This window comes from Adlercreutzia equolifaciens, from assembly GCF_029076695.1.
GTDB classification, from domain to species: domain Bacteria; phylum Actinomycetota; class Coriobacteriia; order Coriobacteriales; family Eggerthellaceae; genus Adlercreutzia; species Adlercreutzia equolifaciens_A.
Genome location: NZ_JARFIK010000001.1, coordinates 1111692 through 1132925 on the forward strand (window position 1 = coordinate 1111692; position 21234 = coordinate 1132925).

At 61.8% G+C, this 21234-nt stretch carries 21 protein-coding genes; 18 read left to right on the forward strand and 3 right to left on the reverse strand.

Annotation, left to right across the window (positions count from 1 at the left end; translation table 11 throughout):
* The first annotated feature begins 81 nt into the window (after positions 1-81).
* Positions 82-879 (forward strand): TIGR03084 family metal-binding protein, encoded by a 798-nt coding sequence (locus tag PZH32_RS04390; RefSeq protein WP_275206445.1) that lies wholly within the window; start codon positions 82-84, stop codon positions 877-879.
* Between the two features lie 106 nt (positions 880-985).
* Here the strand turns inward: PZH32_RS04390 and PZH32_RS04395 are convergent, their stop codons facing one another.
* A complete protein-coding gene (locus PZH32_RS04395; protein ID WP_275206446.1) occupies positions 986-1459 on the reverse strand; it encodes a GNAT family N-acetyltransferase in 474 nt (157 codons plus the stop codon).
* A gap of 185 nt (positions 1460-1644) precedes the next feature.
* Between PZH32_RS04395 and rpoN the strand changes: the two genes are divergently transcribed.
* The 7 genes from rpoN (at position 1645) to PZH32_RS04430 (ending at position 10464) form a co-directional block, all read left to right on the forward strand.
* On the forward strand, positions 1645-3054 hold the full coding sequence (rpoN, locus tag PZH32_RS04400) for an RNA polymerase factor sigma-54 (protein ID WP_275206447.1): 1410 nt from the start codon (positions 1645-1647) through the stop codon (positions 3052-3054).
* A gap of 15 nt (positions 3055-3069) precedes the next feature.
* A complete protein-coding gene (locus tag PZH32_RS04405; RefSeq protein ID WP_275206448.1) occupies positions 3070-5130 on the forward strand; it encodes a sigma-54 interaction domain-containing protein in 2061 nt (686 codons plus the stop codon).
* A gap of 79 nt (positions 5131-5209) precedes the next feature.
* The gene (gene fixA, locus PZH32_RS04410) at positions 5210-5977 is read left to right on the forward strand and encodes a putative electron transfer flavoprotein FixA (RefSeq protein ID WP_275206450.1); all 768 of its coding nucleotides are present in this window, start codon (positions 5210-5212) and stop codon (positions 5975-5977) included.
* A 17-nt stretch (positions 5978-5994) separates the two neighbouring features.
* Positions 5995-6906, forward strand: coding sequence for an electron transfer flavoprotein subunit alpha/FixB family protein (locus PZH32_RS04415; protein WP_275206452.1), 912 nt, complete (start codon positions 5995-5997; stop codon positions 6904-6906).
* A 203-nt stretch (positions 6907-7109) separates the two neighbouring features.
* The gene (gene dtd / locus PZH32_RS04420) at positions 7110-7556 is read left to right on the forward strand and encodes a D-aminoacyl-tRNA deacylase (protein WP_275206455.1); all 447 of its coding nucleotides are present in this window, start codon (positions 7110-7112) and stop codon (positions 7554-7556) included.
* Positions 7557-7838: 282 nt separating this feature from the next.
* Complete coding sequence (locus tag PZH32_RS04425; protein ID WP_275206457.1) at positions 7839-8396, forward strand: DJ-1 family glyoxalase III; 558 nt, start codon at positions 7839-7841, stop codon at positions 8394-8396.
* Between the two features lie 358 nt (positions 8397-8754).
* A complete protein-coding gene (locus PZH32_RS04430; RefSeq protein WP_275206458.1) occupies positions 8755-10464 on the forward strand; it encodes an FAD-dependent oxidoreductase in 1710 nt (569 codons plus the stop codon).
* A 96-nt stretch (positions 10465-10560) separates the two neighbouring features.
* Here PZH32_RS04430 and PZH32_RS04435 read toward each other — a convergent pair whose 3' ends face one another.
* Positions 10561-12267, reverse strand: coding sequence for a response regulator transcription factor (locus tag PZH32_RS04435; RefSeq protein ID WP_275206460.1), 1707 nt, complete (start codon positions 12265-12267; stop codon positions 10561-10563).
* A gap of 1136 nt (positions 12268-13403) precedes the next feature.
* Between PZH32_RS04435 and infA the strand changes: the two genes are divergently transcribed.
* The 10 genes from infA (at position 13404) to PZH32_RS04485 (ending at position 20233) form a co-directional block, all read left to right on the forward strand.
* On the forward strand, positions 13404-13622 hold the full coding sequence (infA, locus tag PZH32_RS04440) for a translation initiation factor IF-1 (protein ID WP_016309306.1): 219 nt from the start codon (positions 13404-13406) through the stop codon (positions 13620-13622).
* A gap of 131 nt (positions 13623-13753) precedes the next feature.
* Entirely contained in the window at positions 13754-13867 is a 114-nt protein-coding gene (rpmJ, locus tag PZH32_RS04445) for a 50S ribosomal protein L36 (RefSeq protein WP_016309305.1), read from the forward strand.
* A 22-nt stretch (positions 13868-13889) separates the two neighbouring features.
* Positions 13890-14258: a 30S ribosomal protein S13 gene (rpsM, locus tag PZH32_RS04450; RefSeq protein WP_022740416.1), complete on the forward strand. Its 369-nt coding sequence runs from the start codon at positions 13890-13892 to the stop codon at positions 14256-14258.
* Positions 14259-14273: 15 nt separating this feature from the next.
* A complete protein-coding gene (gene rpsK / locus PZH32_RS04455) occupies positions 14274-14669 on the forward strand; it encodes a 30S ribosomal protein S11 (RefSeq protein WP_016309303.1) in 396 nt (131 codons plus the stop codon).
* A 16-nt stretch (positions 14670-14685) separates the two neighbouring features.
* Entirely contained in the window at positions 14686-15282 is a 597-nt protein-coding gene (gene rpsD / locus PZH32_RS04460; RefSeq protein ID WP_275206463.1) for a 30S ribosomal protein S4, read from the forward strand.
* A 29-nt stretch (positions 15283-15311) separates the two neighbouring features.
* Positions 15312-16262, forward strand: coding sequence for a DNA-directed RNA polymerase subunit alpha (locus PZH32_RS04465; protein ID WP_275206465.1), 951 nt, complete (start codon positions 15312-15314; stop codon positions 16260-16262).
* A gap of 13 nt (positions 16263-16275) precedes the next feature.
* Positions 16276-17043: a 50S ribosomal protein L17 gene (gene rplQ / locus PZH32_RS14130; RefSeq protein WP_343074490.1), complete on the forward strand. Its 768-nt coding sequence runs from the start codon at positions 16276-16278 to the stop codon at positions 17041-17043.
* A 321-nt stretch (positions 17044-17364) separates the two neighbouring features.
* Positions 17365-18780 (forward strand): uracil-xanthine permease family protein, encoded by a 1416-nt coding sequence (locus tag PZH32_RS04475; RefSeq protein ID WP_275206466.1) that lies wholly within the window; start codon positions 17365-17367, stop codon positions 18778-18780.
* A gap of 278 nt (positions 18781-19058) precedes the next feature.
* On the forward strand, positions 19059-19292 hold the full coding sequence (locus PZH32_RS04480) for a hypothetical protein (protein ID WP_275206467.1): 234 nt from the start codon (positions 19059-19061) through the stop codon (positions 19290-19292).
* 266 nt (positions 19293-19558) lie between these two features.
* Positions 19559-20233, forward strand: a complete 675-nt coding sequence (locus PZH32_RS04485; protein WP_275206468.1) for an energy-coupling factor transporter transmembrane component T family protein — start codon at positions 19559-19561, stop codon at positions 20231-20233.
* Here PZH32_RS04485 and PZH32_RS04490 read toward each other — a convergent pair.
* Positions 20168-21124 (reverse strand): DMT family transporter, encoded by a 957-nt coding sequence (locus PZH32_RS04490; RefSeq protein WP_275206469.1) that lies wholly within the window; start codon positions 21122-21124, stop codon positions 20168-20170. The two genes, PZH32_RS04485 and PZH32_RS04490, sit on opposite strands and share 66 nt — an antisense overlap.
* Positions 21125-21234: the final 110 nt, after the last annotated feature.

A 21234-nucleotide genomic window follows, 5' to 3' on the forward strand; every position in this document is an offset into this window, starting at 1 on the left:
GGTGAGCACCACCCCGCGCCCCTCTGCGCGCAACCATTGTTGAATAAGCGTAAGTGAAACTTACTTAGTAAGGAGAGAGTGATGGCAGAGATTTTTAATCCGGTTGATGATCTGATTGCCGAGCAGGCTGCCGTGGATGTGCTGGTGGCCGACTTTACGGAGGACGACTGGAACCGTATGGCCTCCTATTGCGACACCTGGACGCTCAAGGACGTCATTTGCCACATTGCGTTTTTCGACTACTGTGCCGTGGAGCTTCTGGCTGGGCGCGGCGAGTCGGTGAACGCCGTGGCCGACGCTGCCTCCGAGCAGGACGAGCACTATCACGTGCTGGCCTATCGCGATAAGAGCGGCGCCGAGATTCTGAACTGGTGGCGCGAGCAGCGCACGCTGATGGATGCCGCCTTCATGGAGGCGGGTCCGAAGGGCCGTGTGCCGTGGGCTGCGGGCATTCCGCCCATGTCGGTGCGTTCGCTGGCCTCGGCGCGCCTCATGGAGCTGTGGGCCCATTCCGTAGACATCTACGACGCCCTGGGCATCGATCCGGTGGTGAAGGATCGTATCACCTCCACCCTGTTCCTTTCCTGGCAGGGTCGTCCCAACATGTACAACGTGAACGGTCTGACCTTCAACCCTGAAATCCCCATGTACTTGGAGCTGACGCTGCCCAATGGGGATTTGTGGGCCATGGGCGAGCCTAACGACGAGAACTACATCAAGGGCACGGCCAAGGACTGGGCGCTGGTGGCCATTCGCCGTCGCCATTGGATGGATACCGACCTGGAGGTGGTGGGCGACGAGGCCCGCACCTACGCCGGCATTGTGCAGACCTATGCCGGCCCGGCCGATCCGGCGCCGGAGCCGCAGCGTCAGCGCTAGAGAATCTGGAGGCCGCCCGTCTTGGCGGGCGGCTCAGATGATAAGGCCCGCTTCGGGGAGGGAGCGGGCCTTTTTGCGTGCTTGCTCTGGCGAGATGGAGGCGATGCTAGGGGAGTCGCATGGGTTGCGGGTGGCAGGTGGCAAGCATGCTGCACCCGTCGCAGTCATCGGCCACCAGGGGAGCGATGCTTTCCCAGGGTATATCTTCGCAGCCTAAGGCCTCGTAGAACGGCACGGCGTAGCCGCGTGCCACGAAGCGCAGTTCGCCATAGCGCTGGCGGGCGAAACGCATCAAGGCCGCACCTAAGCCTTCGCGGCGATGGGAGCTATCGACAACGACGGGGTTGACGTACCACTGGCCCGCGTCTTCCAGCAGGCGGATGAAGCCGAGGACGTGGTGGTCGCGTTCAGCCACCCAGGTAACGCCCCGATCGGAGAGTTCTCCCATATCGGCTTCCTCGGCCAAAGCGGCAATGCGATTGACGTCTTCGGGAGTGGCTGGCCGAATGAGGAACGCGTCTTTTGCGGGGGGTGTGTTGCAGGACATTTCTGCAGGGGAGCAGGGAGGCAAGGAAGTCATAAATGCTCCTTGACGAACGTGAATAAGGGGCGTAATCTATCATTAAATGAATTAGCAAATATCGTGCTAACATTACAAAATATTGAAGTTGCGACGCTAAAAACATATTTTCATCACAGGGGAACGCGGACGGGAGTAATCGCCGTCCCGGAAAGAAAAGAGAGTCGTTAACGAAAGGGGAAGCCATGAGCTCATCGGCATCCGCACGGGTCGAGGTTCAGCCGCGAGCCGGAGTGCGCGCACGGCCTCATTTGGCGCCCGGGGCCATTCAAGGTCTTGAAGTGCTTGCTCTGCCCATTACTGAGTTGAACGCCTATGTTCAGCAGCTCGTCGAACGCAACCCGTTGCTCGATGTCGAGGGCGACGAATTCTCGGTTGCGCTCGACGAGCTGCTGGTCGAAGACGCCCCCGTTGACGAGGGCCGCGAATGGTGGGAGGGGGCCTCCGATGGCCGCGCCCGCCGCATCGGGGTCGAAACAACTCCTATAGATGTAGGGCGGCTGCGCGACGATTGCTCCGTAACCGAGGGGCTGCACAGCCATCTGCGCATGCAGCTTGAGGGCGCTGGACGCACCCAGGTTCCCCAGCCGCTCTTGGAGGCGCTCATCGATTGTATCGATGACAACGGTTACTTCGACGGAAGCTTGCCCGTGGTGTGCGCCGAGGCCGACTACCTGCTGGAAGAGGGGGAGGCGGCTCTGGCTTTCATCCAAACCTTGCAGCCGCGCGGAGTGGGGGCGCGCAACCTGCGCGAGTGCCTCCTCTTGCAAATCGACGACAGCCACCCCTATGCCGATGTCATGCGCGCGCTCATTCAGGAGGGGCTGGACGATCTGGCCCAGAACCGCACCACTAAGCTGACGCGCGCCTATCACCTTACCCTGGACGATCTGACAGCGGTGCGCGAGGCCATTGCCGCGCTGAACCCGCGACCTGGGGCATCGTTCTCCCAGCGCAAAACCACGGTGTACGTCATCCCCGATTTAGTGGTGGAGCGCCGCGAGCAGGGTTTTGGCGTGCGTGTGGTGGGCGAGTTGTCCGAGCGTTTGATCCAGCACGATGAATACGAGCAGCTGGTGGCCAATAGCGGTGACGCCGAGGCCATGCGCTGGCTTGACAGCAAGCGCGCCGAGGCCAATCTGGCCGTGGCCAATGTCAGCCAGCGAAAGCGCACCCTGTTCCGTTTCGGCTCGTTTTTGCTGGAGGCCCAGTACGACTTCTTCTGTCGCGGCGAGGCGGCTCTGCGTCCCCTTACTATGCAGCAGGTGGCCGACAGCCTGGGCATTCACGTGTCCACGGTCAGTCGCATCGTGCAGGACAAGCACATCCTCACGCCCTGGGGCACCTACCCGCTCAAGTTCTTCTTCGACACGGCGCTTTCCTGCTCGCGCGGCCTGAGCGACACGGCGCTGTCGTCGCGGGCCATTAAAGAGCGCATCAAGGAGCTCATTGCCAAGGAAAACGCTCGAACCCCTTACAGTGATGCGGCTTTGACCGATATACTGAACGCCGAGGGCATCGATATTAAGCGTCGCACCGTAGCCAAGTATCGCGAGGCGCTGGGCATTCCGCGTCAATCGCAACGCCGCCGCTAGAGAGCAAGGGGAAGCATGAACTATTCAGACGAGCACGCCCTTGAGGCGTGGAAGACCTTCATGGGCACGGGCATTATCTTGGAAGAGAAGGTGCGCCCCGAGGTGGCGGCTTCGTGGAAGCGCTGCAAATCCATGGGGCTCGATCCTTGGTCCAGCGGTTTCGAGAAAGAGAACACCACGCTGCTGCGCGAGAAGCGCCAGCGGTTTCAGGCATCTTTGCGGGCCACGACGCCGGTTATGAAGTTCCTCACGGCGCTGCTTGGCTCGAACGTGTCGCTTATGGACGGCGAGAATTTCGTTTTCGAACTCATGTCGCCCATGTCGCTGTATTCGCGCACCTATGGAACGTACATGCGCGAGAAGGATGTCGGCACGGGCAATGCCACGCTGGTGGCCACCGAGCGCCGCCCTGTGCGCATCGACGGCTTCGAGCATTACCGGGCCATCGCGCAAAGCTATTCTGGCGTGGCTGCCCCTTATTTGGACAACGAGGGGCGCTACTTCGGCGCCATGAACATCAACAGTCCCTTTCGCAACCTGCCTCCCGAGGCATTGGACCTGTGCGTGCGCGGCGTCGAGCTGACCCAGGTGCTGTTCCAGGCGGCGCGCCGTGCCCCGGTGTTGCTCTCGACCACCGAGTTCTTCAAGCCCCTGCTGAATTTGTACCGCGATCCGGTGATGATCGTCGATGTCGAGGGCCACGTGCTCAATGCCAACGCGCCCATGCGCGCCTATTGCCCCGATTGGGAGGATTTCTCTTACGGTTCGCAGTCCATTGAGGCCTATCTGGGCAAATCCATGACGTTCAAAGATGTCGTGCGCCTGGGCGAGCACTCCGACGAACCGGTGCCGGTGCCCTTCCGCAAGGGACGGTCGCGCAGTGTCGTGGAGCTTCCCCTCGTGCGGTGCCGCTTGGTGGAAATCGAGGCCGTCGAGCCCTTCTATTTGCTGGTGTTCGAGTCGGAAAAGCGGGCGGCGGAAACAGTCGATCGCGCCGCAGGCAAGCGACAGAAAACCCGCCGCGATGTTACGGTCATGCCTTCGGGCGAGACGGTGGACTACATCGGGGAGACCGATGAGTGGAAGGCCATCGACAAGATGGTGCGCAAGGTGGCGCCTATTCGCACCAACGTCTTGCTTTTGGGCGAGACGGGCACGGGCAAGGAAGTGGTGGCCCGCGCCTTGCATCGCAACAGCGGGCGCAAGGGCCCGTTTGTGGCGGTGAACTGCGGCGCGCTTCCCCGCGATCTTCTGGCTACCGAGCTGTTCGGCTACGAGGGCGGTGCTTTTACGGGTGCTCGCGAAGACGGGGCCATGGGCAAGTTCGAATTCGCCGACGGAGGCACGCTGTTCCTCGACGAGATCGGCGAGATGCCCGTGGACATGCAGGTGAGTCTTTTGCGCGTGCTGCAGGAATCGTCGGTTACCAAGCTGGGATCCAACACCGCTAAAACTCTCGATCTGCGAGTCGTGGCCGCCACCAATCAGAACATCCAGCGGCTCATTGCCGAGAAGCAGTTCCGCAGCGATCTGTACTATCGTCTATCCATGGTGGAAATGCGCCTGCCGGAGCTGCGCAAGCGCCGTGATGACATTCCTCTGCTGGTGGCCTACTTCAACGAGCAGTTGTCGGCGCAGCTGAACGTGCCGCTCACGCCCGTTCCCGAGGAAACCGTAAACGCGCTGCGCTCCTATAGCTGGCCCGGCAACGTGCGCGAACTGCGCAACGTGGTCGAGCGCTGCCTTATCATGGAGGGCGAGGGAGCCAAGATCGGCGTTTCGTCGCTGCCCTTCTATATTGAGAATGCCGCCTCATCGGCGAACGTGGGTCCTTTGATGTCGCTGCAGTGGGCGAACGATCCGCGGGGGTTAATGGAAGCGCCCGCCGTCTCTGCGTCGGACGAGCGGCAGCGCATCAAAGAGGCTTTCTCCGCCACCGGCGGGCAGCTGGCTCAGACGGCCCGTCAGCTGGGAATCTCTGAGGAGAAGCTGCAGGAACGCATGCAGACTTTGGGCCTCAAAGCGCGTGTCGTCCTTGATGACGAAGACGACATCAGCAATTTCGTGCGCTGGTAAAGCGACGCTTTCAACTTTGGCACGCTATTTGCTCCTTAGGTCATCGAAGCCGCAAAACCGATGACCTAAGGAGTGATTCATGAACATCGTTGTGTGCTACAAGATCGTTCCTGACGAGCAGGACGCTCAGATTCAGGGCGACCGCACGCTGTCTTTCGAGCGCGCTGCCCTCAAGATCGGCGACTACGATCTGAATGCCGTCGAGGCTGGCGTGACCCTGGCCGCCGAGACGGGCGCGACGGTCACCTGCCTGACCGCTGGCGGCGACGCCGTCGAGGACTCGAAGCTCAAGAAGGCCATTCTGGCCCGCGGTCCCCAAGAGAACGTGGCCGTGAAGGACGTGAGCCTCCCGGCGGCCGATTCCGCTACCACCTCCGCGGTGCTGGCCGGTGCGGTGAAGAGCCTCGATGACGTATCGCTCGTGCTGACGGGCGAGGGCTCGGCCGACCTCTATTCCCAGCAGGTGGGCATCCAGTTGGGCGAGCGTCTGGGCTGGCCCGTGGTGAACGCCGTCAGCGCCATTCAGCTGGACGGCGACGTGGCCCATGTGCAGCGTTCGCTGGAAGACGTGGTGGAGTCGCTCGACGTGCCGCTGCCAGCGGTGCTCTGCGTTGTGGCCGACATGAACGATCCCCGCATTCCCTCCATGAAGGACATCCTGGGCGCTGGCAAGAAGCCCTCGAAGGTGGTAGCCCTGGACGAGGTGGCCGTGGAGGCCGCTCCGGCTACCGTCGAGGTGGTCAGCACGCTGGCTCCCGAGCAGAAGGACCGTGCTTGCACGGTCTACGAGACGGCCGACGACGAGGCCATCGAGAAGTTCCTCGGCGCCATTCGCGAGCAGCTCTAGGAAAGGATGAGATGATCATGGCAAACATTTTGATGTTCGCGGACACCCCGTCCGCCTATGAGGAGCTCGCCTATGCGGCCCGTGCCCTGGGCGGCGAGCCCGTGGCGCTGTACGCCGGCCCCCGCGAGGGTGCCGAGCAGATCACCGGCTTCGGTGCGAAGGTGCTCTACTTCGGCGAGATTCCGGCCGGCGCCATGGCCGAGGACGTCGTTCCCTGCTACGAGGCTGCCATCAAGCGCGAGAATCCGGTGCTGGTGCTTTCCCGTGCCGGCAAGCGCGATGCCCTGGTGGCTGGCCGCTTGGCTGTGCGCCTGGGCGTGCCGGCCGTGAACGACGTGTCCGCGGTTGCCTTGACCGACGGCGGTGCCGAGGTGCAGCACATGGTCTATGGCGGTGCCGCTGTGCGCACCGAGCGCGTGGGCGCTGGCGCCATTGTGCTGCTGGCTGCCGGCACCTTCCCGCCCGATGAGGTGACGGCCGTAGGCGACATCGTGGAGCAGCCCGAAACCGTCGAGGCCGGTCCCGTGAAGCTGACCGGCACCGAGGAGAAGCAGGAAGAGACCGTCGACCTGAACGCGGCCAAGTGCGTCATCTGCGTGGGTCGCGGTATCGGCTCTCAGGAGAACGTGGATCGCGCTCTGGAGATTGCCCACAAGCTGGGCGGCGAAGTGGCCTGCACGCGACCCATCGCCGAGGGCGAGGGCTGGCTGGCCCGCAGCCGCTACCTGGGCGTGTCTGGTGCCACGGTGAAGCCGCAGGTCTACATTGGCATCGGCGTGTCGGGCCAGGTGCAGCACACCGTCGGCATGAACGAGTCCGCCTTTGTGGTTTCCATCAACAAGGACAAGAACGCGCCGCTCATGAAGCAGTGCGATGTGGGCATCGTCATGGACGCCGACACCGCGCTCGACGTGCTCGGTCGCCTGTAGGCTGGAGCGTTTCTCATACCAATCCCTTTTCTTCCCCTGTTGGCCCCGCATCCTTACCCTTTGGGATGCGGGGTTCCCTTTTTCTGGCGGTGTTGCCCTGGCGTGTTTGCTCCTTCTCTGGAAGCGTCTCAGTCTTCGGGGCGCCCGCTCAGAGGCGGCGCTCATTTCGCTACAATAGGCGCAGCAAAGGGAAAGGACGGACTATGAGAGCAGTGGTGCAATGTGTCAGCCAAGCGTCGGTGACGGTGGATGAGCAGGTGGTGGGCTCTATCGGCAAGGGCTTCGTGATCCTGTTAGGCGTGGGCCATGGCGACACCGAAGCTGAGGCCGAGCGCCTGTGGCGAAAGATCTCCAAACTGCGCGTGTTCGACGACGCCGACGGCAAGACCAACTTGAGTTTGGCCGATGTGGGCGGGGAAGTGCTGGTGGTGAGCCAGTTCACGCTGTACGCCAACTGCCGCAAGGGCAACCGCCCCTCCTTTACCGAGGCCGGCGATCCAGCGGTGGCCGAGCGACTCTACGAGTACTTCGCCGAGCTGGCCCGTCAGGATGGCTTCCCCGTAGCTACGGGTCGTTTCGGCGCCATGATGGACGTATCCCTGGTCAACCATGGGCCGTTCACCCTGTGGTTGGATACGGAGCAGTGGTAGGGGCGTAAGTAGGCTCGTGTGCCAGAGGGTGGCCCGCGTCTCTCGTGTCAGGTGCGGTTGTGGACGCTGCTTATCGGAAGGCTCCGTCGGCTTTCTGGCAAAAGGTGCTTCGCGGTTGCGCCCGCCGCAGGTATTCCCGCTGTGCTCCGTTGCCGCCGTACGTGCGTTGTCTGCGCGGATATGGTGTCATTTCTCCCACCGATGCGGTTTTGGCCGGAGGGGCGTCGCGCTGCGTCTGATACCGTGGAGGGGTACATTGGTACGTGGAAAGGAACGTGCATTATGAAGAAAACAGCTGCCATTATGTTGGGTGACGGGTTCGAGCCCGTTGAAGTTATCGGTCCTGTTGACGTGCTGCGTCGCGGCGGCGTGACCGTGGATATGGTGTCCGTTATGGGTCGCACTACGGTGACGGCGGCGCAAGACGTGACGGTCGAGGCTGACAAGCTGGTGGAAGATGTCGATCTGGCCACCTACGACGTGGTAATCGTTCCCGGCGGCTCGGTGGGCGTGGAGAACTTGGCCAAGTGCCAGGCCCTGGCCGAGGACCTGCGCAAGCGCATGGCCGACGATCGTCCCGTGGCATCCATTTGCGCCGGCCCCACCATCTTGGCCGATCTCGGCTTGCTGGAGGGCCGCGAGGCGGTGTGCTACCCCGGCTGCCAGACGAACTTCCCCGAGGGCGTGTATCAGGCGGCCAGCGATATCGCCGTTGATGGCAACCTCATTACCGCTACGGGTCCGGCGGTGGCGCTGGTGTTCGGCATTGCCATTCTGAACGCGCTCATGGGCGACGCCGTGGCCGCCGAAGTAGGCAAGGGCATGTTGCTGCTGAAGTAGGGGGCAGAACGATCAACCTGTGCTGAGCGTTCTGCTGGCGTGGTTGCAGAGCACGCACCCTGCGCAACGCCTGCGTAAACAGACAGCACGGGGTCCAATCAAGGGGCGATTCCTGGCGGAGTCGCCCCTTTTTAGTAGCGGAAACCATCTCACCCATTCTCGGGTATATTGCGTGTTTTCCCAGGTGAAGCCAGGGTAAATACCCGAATGTGGGGGTGTGCGAAACGATTTTTGCTCGGTAGTCTTCCCCTTGTTCGCCCTTAAGGGAGGGACGGACGAAAGACGTCGAGGCGTCAGCGTGCCGCTTTCAAGTGCGTGCTGCGGGTGCCGAGGCGAACCGTTTACAAGGAGGACTCACATGGAAACCAATCTTTCTCGCCGTGGATTTCTGACGGGTGCTGCAGCCGCTGGCGCCCTGGCCGCCATGGGCTTGGCCGGCTGCGCCCCGCAGCAGGCCGCCGAGGGCACCAAGATCGCTGATACCGGTGCCGCTTCTTCGTGGCGCGACAAGCCCGAGATGCCCACCGACATCGCAGAAACGCTGGAGGCCGACATCGTTGTAGTGGGCGCGGGCAACGGCGGCGTGGTGGCCGCCGCCACGGCCGCCCAGAACGGCGCGAAGGTCATCGTGCTTGAGAAGGCCGGCGAAGTGATGGCCGCCCGCGAGGCCATAGGCGCCATCAATTCGAAGCTGGAGCCCGACCATCCCGTGGACGTGCCCGAGCTGCTGAACTATGCCGCCCAAACCCAGTCCGGCGACGCCAACATGCTGCTGTACAAGACCTGGGCTGAGAAATCCGGCGAGATGATCGAATGGTACAAGGAGACGCTGGAGCCCAAGGGCATGCTGTTCCCCTTCGAGTGGCACTCTCCCGACGATCCGCACGCCTACTACCCGGCCATGTGCTATAACCCCTGCATCGGCGAGTACAACCCCGACGGTCCGAACTACAACTCCTACGCTCACGTGGCCGTGCTGGCCGATGTGTTCACCCAGGAGCTGGGCGGCGAGATCCTGTTCAACACCCCGGCGAAGATGCTCGTCCAGGACGAGAGCGGCAAGGTGACGGGCGTCATTGCCGAAAGCGCCGACAAGGGCTTCATCCAGGTGAACGCCGCCAAGGGCGTCATCATCTGCACCGGCGGCTACGGGGCCAACACCGAGATGCTGAACGATCTGTGCGAGACGGCCACGAAGTGGTGCGGCCTGACGAGCGCCACCACCGAGGAGGGCGACGGCATTCGCATGGCCCTGTGGGCCGGTGCCGAGCTGGAGCCCGGTGGCGGTGCCATGGTGTGGAACCGCGCCATCTTGCCTGACGGCTTCGAGTTCTCCGATGACCGCTCCGGGGGCGACATCTTCCTGCCCGGCAGCCAGCCCTTCCTGCACGTGAACGTGAACGGCGAGCGCTTCATGAACGAGGACCAGTGCTATCCCATGAGCTACGCTCAGGGTGCCCAGCAGCCGCGTCACTTCTCCTGGATCGTGTGGGACGGCAACTACTGGGAGGACATCGCTCAGTTCGACACCTGCGGCTGCTCGCGCCTGTACCCCGCGCCCTCCGGCACCGCCTTCAACGCCGACGTGTACGACTGCGAGGCGCTGACCAAGGAGCATCTGGACGAGTTTTGGCTGAATCCGCGCCTGGAGAACGGCTCGCTCAAGAAGGCCGACACCCTGGAGGAGCTGGCCGATATGATGGAGTTCGACGCCGACCAGAAGGCCACCTTCCTGGCCACGGTGGCCCGTTACAACGAGATGGCCGCCAAGGGCGAGGACACCGACTTCGGCAAGCCGGCCTACCGCCTGTCCGATGTGGAGAAGGCGCCGTTCTACGCGGCTCGCATTGCCGGTGCGCTGCTGGTGACCATCCACGGCGTGATCACCGATGTGAACTCCCAGCCGCTGAACGCCGACGGCAAGCCCATCGAGAACCTGTACGTGTGCGGCAACGACCAGGGCGGCTTCTACCCGCACAACTACCCCAGCAACTTCACGGGCATCAACGCCGGTCGCGTGGCCACCTTCGCCCGCATTGCCGCCAAGCACGCCCTGGGCGTGGAGTAAGGGCTTCAGCTTTTCCCGAGCCTGCTACCCTCCCCGCAGGCACCGTTTCGGCCCCTCGTCGCACGCGCGGCGAGGGGCTTTGCGTTGGGGGTGCCCCTAGCTTTCCATTTCCCGCTTTTGCACGAGGTCGATGAGCTCCTGGCGCGAATGGACGCCCAGCTTGGCATAGATGTGCTTGGCGTGGGTGGCTGCGGTTTCACGGCTGATGATCAGCTCGTCGCGAATGTAGGGAATGGAGCGTCCCTGGGCCAAGAGCGTGAAGACTTCGGTTTCACGCGGGGTGAGGCGATGGGCGGCTGCCAGGGCCGTTACGGTGTCGGGCTCTGCCATGGCGGACGCGGTAGCCGTGCTTTGCGGAGTGAGCGTCGCGGGACCAGCCGCCGCGGGGGTCTTACTTTGCGGGGTGAGCATCGCGAATGCAACGGCCGAGGAGGCTGCCTGTTGCGGGGAGGACACCGTCGGCGTGCTGGCTGTTGCTGCGGCGGGGCCTGCGGCGTTGGCTTGGTCGGCAAGAGGTGCGGGAGGAATGTTTGCATCACCCGCTTCCGATCCTTTCTCGAGGCCCACACGATGGAAGACGGCGGTGTCGTTCAGTGTGAGCATGGTGACTACCACCAGTACTACAATGCACAGAGTAGCGGCCCATAGAGTACCGTCGGGCGCGACGACTGCCAGTGGAGCGACGCAGACCCACAGGGTGCAGCCCACCAAGTCGCCGGCGTGCACGAACAGCCAGCCCCAGCTGGTGGCCTGGGTCGGGGTAGCCAGCCCGCTGGCGGCATAGCTGGCGAAGTAGATCTGCGCGATGAGGCAGAAGGTGAAGCGGCCGGCCAGCGAGGCAGCAAAGGTCACAATGCCGCCTTCGGGGCCCAGAAGGATAATGGCGGCAAAGCCAATGACCAGCACGGGGCACATCCAGCGGTAGAGAAACGCCAGGGAAATACGGCGCGGACCCGACAGAGCAAAGACGGCCACAATGGCCATCATGAGAGCACTGATCAGCAGAATGATTTGCAGAGGCAGTCCTTGCACCTCGGATTGATCGAGCATTCCCGCAATGCTTACTACCGAGAAAACGCCCAGAATGCCAAATCCGGTACGAGTAAGTTTGGTGGTACGAGTGTTTCCCTGCATGGCGGCGTAGCGATCGGCGCGAGCTCCGCAGCTTTCGCGGGCAGCGGATGCGCGCGTGGTGGCTATAAGGGCCAGGGCGCGCTCTTCGTGGGCGACATCGGGTGTCCACACCAGGTAAAAGCACCAGCCCGAAAGCAGGGGGAAGAGGCTCGCTAGGGCTACGGCTACCCAGCCATCGGTGGCTGACACCAGCAGAACCATAAGAGCTGCAGATACAGCCGAAACCGGTGCAAGGCCCTCGGCGCTTTCGCGCGGAAGCACGGCGTAGTATTCACCCCACATGACCCAAAGCAGAGCGCTGCCGACGCCCGTGGCCACGGATCCCGCGGCAAACGCTATTGCCTCTAAAAGAGGGTCGGCCAGACTCAGAAACATGAAGGGAGTGCTGAACGCCGTAAGAAGGGGAGCGGCTACCAACAGGCTGCGATGCGAAGTGGGGGCACCGAACCGAGGCTCCGCTATCAGGATGACGGCAAGGGCAACCACGGAGGACCCGAGAGGCATCAGGGTGTAAAACAGCTCAAGAGCCAGGTTTGCTCCTGTTGTCGTTCGCGGCATACCCTCAAAAGCACCCGCGGCATTTGTGTAGAAGACGCAGAACACCCACGCCAAAAGAAAGCCCCAGCCCAATTGCCTCAACGGCACCGTAGCTTTGCCCTGCACATTCATAGCGTCCCTCCCTGTAGTTTCCCGCATTGTACCGCGCTTCGCGGCCGCCTTGCGCCGCAAGCTCGTTTCACCCTCTTCGACCGCTTCGCCCCAGGTTGCTTTGCGCTACGAGCGCGCTGCGCCTCGTGGCCCGCTTCGCACTCGGCCGCTCCGCCCCCCCGACCGTTTTACTTTCCGCTTCCAGGTCCGTTTTGTCCTCCAAGCCTGCTACGTTTCCCATGTCGCTTTGAACCCAGAGTCCGCCGCGCTTCCTCGGGCCGCTTCGCGTCACGAGCGCGCTTCACCTCATGGATCGCTTCGCGTCACGAGTGCGCTCCACCTCATGGATCGCTTCGCGCTCCTTATTCGCTTTGCGTTCGATGGTCTCGAGCGTGGTAATTTTTTGCTCGAGGCGGGACTTTTGCCCGAAACGAAACTTTTAAGGTCGAAAAGCGCTCGAAGCGGGGTTTTTGCCCGAGGCGTTTGCTCGGGGTGCAGAGACGCGCTTGTTCGACAGCTCTGTGACCTGGTGTTTTGCTTGCAAGCTGCTCGGCCGCGTCCTGCACGGCGTTCGCTGGTGGTCAGAAATGCCTCGAAGTCGGGGCAAAACCCCCGCCTCGAGCCAGATGCGACCTTAAAAGCTCTGTTTCGGGCAAAACCTTCAACTTCGCCCAAATTGCGACCAGCCTGGGAGGGGAGGGGGAGACTGGGTCCAGGCTTGAAGTGATGGCATGGTCGGGACGGGGGACAGAATGCCGGCGCCCATGCATGCGGATGCGGGGGAGAGGCGGAAACGGGGACAGCGAGGGAGACAGAGGCGGCGACGGCGACAAAGATGGGGATGGGGACAGAGACGGCAACGGCGAAGGGCCCATCCTGCTTCCCATCAGGGAACTTGCGCCCCTGCGCCCCCTGTGCTATTATCCCTTCTTGCCGACAAGGCGGCGGCGCTCTTGGCAGCGCGAATAATACCTGGCGGCTCCGGATGATCACCGAGAGCTGCGCGGCTCGACCGCAGGCCTGACAAGCAGGTCATTTCAAAGCCAAATCCGCTTTTTGGTTTTTTACGCCCTTGTGCAAATTTCTCCCCAAAACATCTTGAATCTTTGCTACTATTTTGCGTTGCTGCTTTATCAGTCCGCTTGGAGGAGCAACTTTTGGCTAAAGAAGATGTAATCGAACTCGAGGGTACGGTGCTCGAAGCGCTGCCCAACGCGATGTTCAAGGTGGAACTTGAGAACGGTCACACCATTCTCGCTCACATTTCCGGCAAGATGCGTATGCACTACATCAAAATCCTGCCCGGAGATCGCGTCACCGTGGAGCTTTCCGTCTACGACCTCAATCGTGGTCGCATCACCTACCGCTTCAAGTAGGCCTCCTGCTTCTGAGGAAGCCGCGCCGCCGTGAAGACTCGGATCCTTCGCGGTTGGTTCAGCTGAGAAAACAATCGCCAGCGGCTGGGCGTGTACGTATAGAACGATCCGCATACCGAAAGGAAAGTGATATGAAGGTACGTCCTTCGGTCAAGAAGATGTGCGACAAGTGCAAGATCATCCGACGCCATGGCAAGATCCTCGTTATCTGCGAGAATCCGCGCCACAAGCAGCGTCAGGGCTAGGAAGAAAGGAACTGTAAGTAATATGGCACGTCTCGTTGGTGTCGATCTTCCTCGCAACAAGCGCATTGAGATCGCCTTGACCTACATTTACGGCATTGGCCTCACCACTGCCAAAGAAATCATCGCCGCTACTGGCGTTGATCCCGACATTCGCGTGAAGGACCTCTCTGAGGAAGACCTCGCGAAGCTGCGCGACTACATCCAGCAGAACCTCAAGGTCGAAGGCGACCTGCATCGCGAGGTTTCGCAGAACGTGAAGCGCCTCATGGAGATCGGTTGCTATCGCGGCCTGCGTCATCGTCGCGGCCTGCCCGTTCGCGGTCAGCGCACGCACACGAACGCTCGTACCCGCAAGGGTCCGCGCAAGCAAATCGGCGGCAAGAAGAAGTAGTGAGGTAAGCTAACCGTGGCTAAGAAACAAGTACGTACGCGCATCAAGCGCTCCGAGCGTAAGAACATTGCGGTGGGTGCTGCTCACATCAAGTCTACGTTCAACAACACCATCGTTTCCATCACCGATCCCCAGGGCAACGTGATCTCCTGGCAGTCCGCGGGCACCGTGGGCTTCAAGGGCTCCCGTAAGTCCACGCCGTTCGCGGCGCAGATGGCCGCCGAGGCCGCTGCCAAGACGGCTATGGAGCACGGTCTGAAGAAGGTCGCTGTCTACGTGAAGGGCCCCGGCTCTGGTCGCGAGACGGCTATCCGTTCTCTTCAGGCTGCCGGCCTCGAAGTGGCCAGCATCCAGGACTGCACTCCCATCCCGCACAACGGCTGCCGCCCCAAGAAGCGTCGCCGCGTGTAACTGAAAGGATCGTATTATGGCAATCAACAGAACTCCGGTTCTCAAGCGCTGCCGTCAGCTGGGCATCGATCCTGTGGTGCTCGGTTACTCCAGCAAGAAGGAATCTATCCGCCAGCCCAAGCGTCGTCGCAAGGAGAGCGAGTACGCTATGCAGCTGCGCGAGAAGCAGAAGGCCAAGTTCATCTACGGTGTGCTCGAGAAGCAGTTCCGTGGTTACTTCAAGCGCGCCAAGTCCATGCAGGGTCAGACCGGTGAGAACCTGATGACCATCCTGGAGACCCGTCTCGACAACGTGGTCTTCCGTCTGGGCTTCGCCCGCACCCGTAAGGAAGCTCGTCAGATGGTCACCCATGGCCACATCTGCGTGAACGGCCGCCGCGTGGACATCCCGTCCTTCCGCGTGCGTCCCGGCGAGCTGGTTTCCGTGGCCCCCAAGGCTAAGGAACTCCTGGTTGTGAAGAGCGCCCTCGTGTCCAACGAGCGCGTTCAGGTCCCCGCTTGGCTCGAGATCGATATCGAGAAGCTGCAGGGCAGTGTGCTGTCCCTCCCGACGCGTGACCAGATCGATCTGGACATCAACGAGCAGCTCATCGTCGAACTGTACTCGAAATAATCGCGGCTTTTTAAGGAGGCTATTCACACATGACAGAGTTCATGAGGCCTACAGTAACTACGGAGGAAGTCAACGACACCGTTGCCCGTTACATTGTCGAGCCGCTTGAGCGCGGTTACGGTAATACGCTGGGCAACTCCATGCGTCGCGTGCTGCTCTCCTCGCTGGACGGTGCGAAAGCCACCGCTATCCAGATCGAGGGCGTGCAGCATGAGTTCACCACGGCCGAGGGTGTTATCGAGGACATCACCGACATCGTGCTGAACGTGAAGGGTCTGGTGTTTTCCGCTCTCCTCGACGACGTCGAGGAAGCTACTGCCCATGTGTTTGCCGAGGGTCCCTGCACCGTCACCGGTGCCGACCTCGAGGTGCCCGGCCAGTTCACGCTGGTGAACCCCGAGCATGTCATTGCCACGGTTGCCGACGGCGGCCAGCTGGACATGACCATTCGCATCGGCGTGGGTCGCGGTTACGTTTCGGCTGAGCGCAACAAGCGCACGGAGGATCCCATCGGCATCATCCATGTCGATTCCATCTTCTCGCCGGTTCGTCGCTGCACCATGAATGTGACCGACACGCGCGTGGGTCAGCGCACCGACTACGACAAGCTGGTGCTCGAGGTGGAAACCGACGGTTCCGTCGCCCCGACTGAGGCGGTGTGCCGTGCGGCCAACATCATCAACCAGTACATGGGCGCGTTCCTGAGCCTGTCCGACACGGGCGAGGAGGAAGAGGGCGAGGCTCCGTCCATCTTCGCTCCCGAGGGCCAGGAGTCCAACGCCGAGCTTGACAAGCAGATCGAGGATCTGGATCTTTCCGTCCGTTCCTACAACTGCTTGAAGCGTGCGGGTATTCACTCCGTGCGTCAGCTCGTTGAGTTCTCCGAGAACGACCTGCTGAACATCAGAAACTTTGGTGCGAAGTCCATCGAGGAAGTGAAGGACAAGCTCATTTCCATGGACCTCAATTTGAAGCTTTAGGAGACACGACACTATGAGACACAACAAGAAGGGGCGCAAGCTCGGCACCGACTGGAGCCACACTAAGGCGATGAAGCGCAGCCTGGTTACCGCCCTGTTCCTGAACGACCGCATCAAGACGGTCGAGGCCCGCGCGAAGGAGATCCGTCCGCAGGTTGACAAGATCATCACCTGGGCCAAGCGCGGCGACCTGCACTCTCGCCGTCTGGCCATCGCCTACCTGAACGACAAGGAGCTCGTGCGCGAGATCTTTGAGAAGGTTCAGCAGGGCATGTGGCAGGATCGTCCCGGCGGCTACACCCGCATCATGAAGCTGGGCCCCCGCAAGGGCGACAACGCCCCCATGGTCATCATGGAGCTCGTTACCGAGCCCTGCGTGCCCAAGGCCGAGCGTCAGGCTGCTGCTGCCAAGAAGGCCACGCCGAAGAAGGCTGCCCCGAAGAAGGTGGCCAAGAAGGCTGACAAGTCCGAGGAGCTCGCCGAGGATCTGGGTTTTGAGGCCGACGGTACCAAGGAGCAGCTCGAGGCCGTAGACGCCGCTGCCGAGGTGCAGGAGAACGGCGCCGAGGTGACCGAGGCCGAAAAGGTCGAGGCCGTCGAGGAGAAGAAGGCTGAAGAGGCCGAGGCGTTCCGCGCCACCGAGGAGACGGCGGGCGATCCCGCCGAGGCCGCCAAGGAAGAGGCCGAGAAGGCCGAGGCCAAGGCTGCCAAGGAGGCCGAGACCACCGATGCCGAGAAGGCTGAGGAGGAGAAGGCCGACGTCAAGGACGAGGCCAAATAACCTCTCTTTGAACTTCGGATGCGGCGGAGGCCGACCAGCCGCATGAGTCGGCTCCGCTCCATCGTTCTATACCAAAGCGACCACCTTCGGGTGGTCGCTTTGCATTGGGGGGCAAGATGCGTCAGCGGACTTATCGGCAGTGGGGGTGAGCAGGAGGGTGCTGAGCGGCGCGAGATGGCTGTAGCGTGCGAGAGGGGCTCGGTGCGTGTCGTGGGCGTGCACGGAGAGGTTCAGCACGTCGGCCGCTTCGTGGCCAGGGTCGCGCGGTCTTCGTATTAGAATCGCACCAGCGAATCGCGAGAGTGAAAGGTGCGAGACCCTATGGCAGCCACTGATATCCCCACCATGGGAGCCCAGGACGCTCCCGATGCTATTTACGATGCGCGGAAGCTGGGCGCGCCGAAGATGGTGCTCTTCGGTTTCCAGCATATGTTCGCCATGTTTGGTGCCACCATTTTGGTGCCGGCGCTGACGGGGCTTTCGGTATCGGCCACGTTGCTGTTCGCTGGTTTGGGCACCCTGCTGTTCCATGTGCTGGCGAAGGGGAAGGTGCCGGCGTTTCTGGGGTCGTCCTTCGCCTTTATTGCCGGCTATGCGGCCATTGCCCCTGCGGGCGAGGCTGATCTGCTGCCCTACGCCTGCCTGGGCGTGGCGTGCTCGGGACTTTTGTACTTCATCCTGTCGGCGCTCTTCCGTATTTTCGGGCCTACGCGGGTCATGCGCTTCTTCCCGCCGGTCGTGACTGGTCCTATCGTCATTTCTATCGGGCTCATTCTGGCCAGCTCGGCCATTGCCAACTGCGAGACGAATTGGATTGTGGCTCTAGTGGCCATCGCCACCATTGTGATCTGCAACATCTGGGGCCGCGGTATGGTGCGCATCATCCCCATTTTGCTGGGCGTGGTGGTGTCCTATGTGACCGCGGCAGCGCTGGGCGAATGCGATTTCACACAAGTGGCCGAGGCGGCATGGATCGGTCTGCCCGTGCTGTGGGACAACACGGTGTTCTCCTTGGTGGGGCCGCAGTTCGACTCGGGTCTGGCCATTACCGCCATCATCACTATCATGCCCATTGCCCTGGCCACTATGATCGAGCACATCGGCGACATGTCGGCCATCAGCTTTACCTGCAACCGCAACTACATTGTGAATCCGGGCTTGCACCGCACGCTGCTCGGTGACGGCGTGGCTACTATTTTGGCCTCTCTGTTCGGTGCGCCGGCCAATACCACCTATGGCGAGAACACGGGCGTGCTGGCTTTGACGCGCGTGTTTGACCCGCGCGTGGTTCGCCTGGCTGCGTGCTTCGCCATCCTGTTCTCGTTCTGCCCCAAGTTCGCGGCGGTCATTGCTGTCATGCCGGCGTGCGTTATCGGTGGAGTTTCGCTGGTGCTGTATGGCATGATCTCCTCGGTGGGTATTCGCAACTTGGTGGAGAACCACGTCGACTTCATGAAGAGTCGCAACATTCTTATCACCGCGCTCATTCTGGTGTTGTCCATTGGCATTGCCTATTCGGCCGCGGGAGCCATTGTGCTGGAAGTGGCGGGCGTGACCATTTCGCTGTCAGGCTTGGCGGTGGGTTCCCTGGCGGGCATTGTTCTCAACATTATTCTGCCCGGTAAGGATGGTGACGGCATTGAGCCGGCGCTTGCCGAGGCGGACGAGGACGAGGCGGATCGTCATTATCCGCTGGAGGGTCCGGCGCCCTATAACGACGAGCTCACGCACGCCTAGGTGGCCTCTTGAGCGGATCTGCGTTCTTTCTCGCTCGCATCTCCGAGGCAGCCAAGGGTCGGTACTCGTGCCGCAGCGGGTTCGTGTGGCGCCTCGCGACGGGCACGCTTCTGAGCGCGAGTGACGGAAAAGCAACGCGTACCTGACTGCTCAATTACTATCGGTTCGCTCAGGTTTTCTTGCTCCGTTCGGCTCATAGAATACTCCTTGCAAGGGCAACCGATCTTGCTCCTGCAGTGTATGTTCACGAGCATCGAAAGATTGAAAGGAGCCGGATCATGGCTGACAAGGATACCCTGATGAAGGAGTTCGTCGATTCTGAGGCTGCGAAGACTGAGGACGCTATTGCCGATCTGGAGCGCATCGAGCAGGAAGTAGTGGCCGAGGCCACCATGTCCACCGAGTACGACGACGCCCTGGGCAATGAGCAGGACGCCGCCGAGGACGCCGAGACGGCCTTCGAGTTCGAGGCTGCCCAGGCTGGCACCGCTGGCATCGGCGAGGCTCTGTAAACCCACCATCCCGTCGAACCGTGCGTTTGTCGCGCGTGTTCGCATCCAAGTAGCGTGGGCCCCCTCCTTAACACTCGGCCCGCGGGATAGCTACTTGTCATGAAAGAGGAGCACCTTCCAAGGAAGGTGCTCCTCTTTGTGCACATGCGCAAAAATGGGGTTTCGGATGGCAGCTGGCCGATGCGTGCGGCAAGACGGCCTCCATCGCAGGAGCGCTCTGCCATACTGGCGCCATGAAATGCCGGGGAGACAAAAGGGACGCGCGGGTGAAGCTGGGGTGGCTGCTGGCCTACTCTCTGGCGCTGTTCGTGGCCCAGAGCCCCTTGGCTCTGGGTGCTTTGGCGCTGCTGCTTGCCAGCGCTGTCGCGGGGGCGCGCGTGAGTGTGGTCCGCATTGCTCGCGATGCCGCCTTTGCGTACCCTCTTGCCCTGGTAATTTTTTGCTGTAATGGCGCCTTTCAGGGGTGGGGGAGTGCTGGGCTCGTGACGGCCCGCATTATCCTGCTCGCCTTCGCCAGCATCCTTCTTATGAGGACCACTTCTTCCGTTGAGTTAACGATGGCCTTGCGACAGCTGCTGGCCCCTTTGGGACGGCTCGGTCTGCCCGCCCATGATTTTGCGAGTGCCCTTTCCCTGGCTCTGCGCTTCATTCCCCTTATGACCGAAGAGCTGGCGCTGGTACGGGCGGCACAGCAGTCGCGAGGAGCATCGTTTGAGGCGGGCAGTCCGCTCGTACGTCTGCGCGCGGCTGCAGCGTTGATGATGCCAGTGTTTGTGGGATTGTTTCGTCGCGCCGATCGCCTGGCCGGTGCCATGGACGCGCGCTGTTTCGGGGCCGTAGCCCAGCCGACGCAGCTGGTGGAACGCCGGTTTACCCTAGCCGATGGGGGCGCACTCTTCTTCGGGGTCGTAGGCTGCCTCGGGCTGGCGCTTCTGCTCTAGGCGCTTGGCTTTCAGCGTGGGGGCCAATTCGCTGATGAGGATGGCGGCGAAAATAAGGACGAAGCCGAGCATCATGCGCCCGGTGACCACTTCGCCGTACAACAAAACGCTGGCCAGAACGCCGAAGACAGATTCCAGGGACAGCAGCAGCGATCCTTGGGCCGGAGCCACATGGGCCAGGCCCACGTTCTGAAACAGGTAGCACAGGCCCGAGGCGAACACCACCAGATAGAACAAGTTGAAGAGGAAATCGGGGGTGAGCACGGCCAGGGTGGGAGCCGGCTCGGTCAAGCCGCCCAGCACCAGGCCCATGAGCCCTCCGAAGAGAAACTGGTATACCGTGAGCGCCAGCACATTGAACTGCTGGGCGTAATGGGAGATGGCGATGATCTGCGCGGCGAAGAACACAGCGCACAGAAGCGTCATGAGGTCGCCGAACTCCAAGCGGAAGCTGCCCGCCGTCATCGACACCAGGCCAATACCCGCAATGCAGAGCACCGCCGCGCCCACATTAGCCAAGGTGGGCCGCTTGCGAGCCACAATCCACAGCAGGAAGGGCACGATAACGCAGTAGGTGGCTGTCAGAAAGGCGTTCTTGCCCGGCGTGGTGTCGGCAAGGCCGATGGTCTGCACCCAGAAGGCCAGGAAGGTGACCAATGCCAGCACCAGACCCGCCCGAAGGCAGGGGCCGTTGAGCGTGCCGCGCAGCGAGCGATGGAACACCGCCGCCATAAGAAGCCCGGTCAGCAAAAAGCGCACGCCGATCAGCTGGGCGGGCGGCAGTACGTCCACGGCGTCTTTCATGACCACGAAGGCAATGCCCCAAATAATGGTGGCAGCCAGCAGCATGAGCTTGTAGACGAAGCCGGGTATGTTTCGGGAGGTATTCACGAAGAGCCATTATAGCGACGTCAACCGCTGGGCAACAACCCCGCAACGGGATGAGGGGGCGAAGGTTGTTGACGAAGCGTCGGGGTCATCATAGAGCCAGTGCGACATCT